Source organism: Pirellulales bacterium, from assembly GCA_036499395.1.
Lineage (GTDB): Bacteria > Planctomycetota > Planctomycetia > Pirellulales > JACPPG01 > JACPPG01.
Genome location: DASYDW010000140.1, coordinates 1 through 2,278, shown reverse-complemented (window position 1 = coordinate 2,278; position 2,278 = coordinate 1). Strand labels below are relative to the sequence as shown.

The following is a 2,278-nucleotide window of genomic DNA, read 5'->3' as shown; positions in this document are numbered from 1 at the left end:
GGCCTCAGCCGGGCGACCCTGCGCCGTGAAGGCGGACAGTGGAAAATCACGGAACTCAAATCGGCAGCGACGTTCCAGCGGAAATAGGTGCACTATGAAGCTGCTCAGCTTTAACAGGAACGGCAAGGCCAGCTTCGGCGCTCTTGTTGGCGACGGCGTGATCGATCTCAGCAAGCGGACGAAGTATGCCAGCCTGCGAGAGGCTCTCGCCGCGGGCGCGATGAGGGAAGTCATGTCAGCCGCTACGGGTGCGGCCGACTACAAACTCATCGACGTGACGCTGCTGACGCCTGTGCCGGACGCCGAGAAAGTAATTTGCATCGGCGTGAACTACCGCGCCCACTGCATCGAAGTTGGTCGCGCATTCCCCGAGCAGCCAAGCGTATTCTTTCGCCTGCACAGCTCACTCGTCGCGAGTGGTGAGGACATCGTGCGGCCTACCGTGTCGCAGGATTTCGACTATGAAGGCGAGCTTGCTGTAGTCATCGGCAACGGCGGGCACAAGATCGGACGCCACGCGGCGCTGAGCCACGTCGCCGGCTATACCTTGCTCAACGACGGCAGTATTCGTGATTTCCAGCTCAAAGGTTCGCTCGCTATCGGCAAGAACTTTTTCGCGACCGGCAGCGTCGGTCCGGTGATGCTCACCGCTGATGAAGTGCCGGATCCAACCAAGCTCTTCATCGAGACGCGCCTCAACGGCAAGCGGATGCAATACTCCGGCATCGACGACTTGATCTTCGATATCCCGGCGATCATCGAGTACGTATCGGCCGCCATCCCGCTCACACCCGGCGATATCATCGCCACGGGGACACCGGATGGCGTCCAGCTCGGCCACAAGCCGCCGCAGTGGATGAAGCCCGGCGACAAGCTTGAAATCGAGGTGCCGCCGATAGGCATCCTGCGCAACCAGGTGGTCGACGCCAGCTAGCGCGACTTTTTCTTGCGTTTCGCCCGGGGCTTCTCGTCAGCTAGAATAACGTCGTGTGCACGGGCATATTCACGCAACTCGCGTTCTATCAAAGTGGCCATAGCGCGCGCGGCTGGCAGTAATGTCTGGCCGTGTCGCGTCACGATACCAATAGAGCGCGATACGACCGGTTCAGTAAGCTGGACAAACGCCATATCCGTGGCTGCCGGCGGCTTTGTCAGCCGTGGCAGCACCGTAATCCCGATGGCGCGCCGGATCAGGTCCATTGTCGATGTTCGGCTTGATACGGTGACAACCGTATTGCTCTCGACGTATTGGCCAAGGCCATGCTCGATCACGGTCTCAAAAGCATCGTTGCCGATCAGCGGGCGGTCGGCGAGGGCTTTCCAGGTCAATTTGCCTTTACGCCTGGTGAGCGGGTCGTCGTCACGGCATATAATTCCGAATGTATCGACACAGACGGGATGGAAATCGAGTTTCGGATCGTCGCCGAGATTGGACGCAATGGCGATGTCGGCGAGACCGTCACTGACGAGTTGCCGCGCCTGACGTGAGCGCTGGTCGATGACACGCACAGTGACATTGCCATGCGTCTTCATGAACTCCGCTAGCACGCTCGTAAACCATTCTTCGGCAAGGAACGGAACGACGGCGATCGTTAGCAGCCCGCGCTCGGCCAGAGTGATCTGTCTTACGTCTCGCACAACACGGTCGTGGGCGCGCACCAGGTCGGCAAAAAGCGGAGCCAGGGTTCGCCCCAAGGGCGTGAGCTTGGCTCGATGGCCCTTTTCGAACAGCGGTGCGCCGACCTGTTGTTCAAGCTCACTCATTGCCGTGGAGACTGCGGCAGCGGAACGGAAAGTTTCGGCAGCGGCGGTCTGCAAGCTGCCCGTGTCAGCCGCTATGACGAACTGGCGTAATTGTTGAATGCGATATGTAGTGTTCAAGTTGCAGCGCTTAAAATGTATGCCATAGCATGGCGCAGTAGATCAGGGTTTTGGCTGGTCGAGAAGCTGGCATAACGATTGCTTATCTTCGAATCGTTCTGGACACTAGCGCAGAAGCAGGCCCTTTTGCGGCCGGCTTTCACATGGTGGCACTATCGTCATTGGCTCTTGAGCCCAGAGAACGGTAAGCAGCACCGGCGGCGCTAGCCTCGGATAATGTCGAGGAGCGTCCGAGCGGCCGATTCCGGTGTAGCCGTATTCTCGATCACATAGTCGGCCTGGAAGGTCGCGAAGGCCTCATTGCGTTGGATGCGCTGGGGGAGGCTGCCGTCGGTTGCGCGCGAACGAGTGACGAGACGCGCCGCTAAGACCTCCGCTGGCGCGGTGATCAGAACGG

3 protein-coding genes are annotated in these 2,278 nt (G+C 59.5%); 1 reads left to right on the top strand and 2 read right to left on the bottom strand.

Annotation, left to right across the window (positions count from 1 at the left end; genetic code table 11):
- The first annotated feature begins 94 nt into the window (after positions 1-94).
- Entirely contained in the window at positions 95-934 is an 840-nt protein-coding gene (locus tag VGN12_29800; GenBank protein ID HEY4313684.1) for a fumarylacetoacetate hydrolase family protein, read from the top strand.
- Here the strand turns inward: VGN12_29800 and VGN12_29795 are convergent.
- Both VGN12_29795 and VGN12_29790 read right to left on the bottom strand, forming a co-directional pair.
- Complete coding sequence (locus VGN12_29795) at positions 931-1,881, bottom strand: LysR family transcriptional regulator (protein HEY4313683.1); 951 nt, start codon at positions 1,879-1,881, stop codon at positions 931-933. The two genes, VGN12_29800 and VGN12_29795, sit on opposite strands and share 4 nt — an antisense overlap.
- Before the next feature lie 203 nt (positions 1,882-2,084).
- Positions 2,085-2,278, bottom strand: a 194-nt coding sequence (locus VGN12_29790; GenBank protein HEY4313682.1) for a hypothetical protein, incomplete at its 5' end; no start/stop codon positions are given.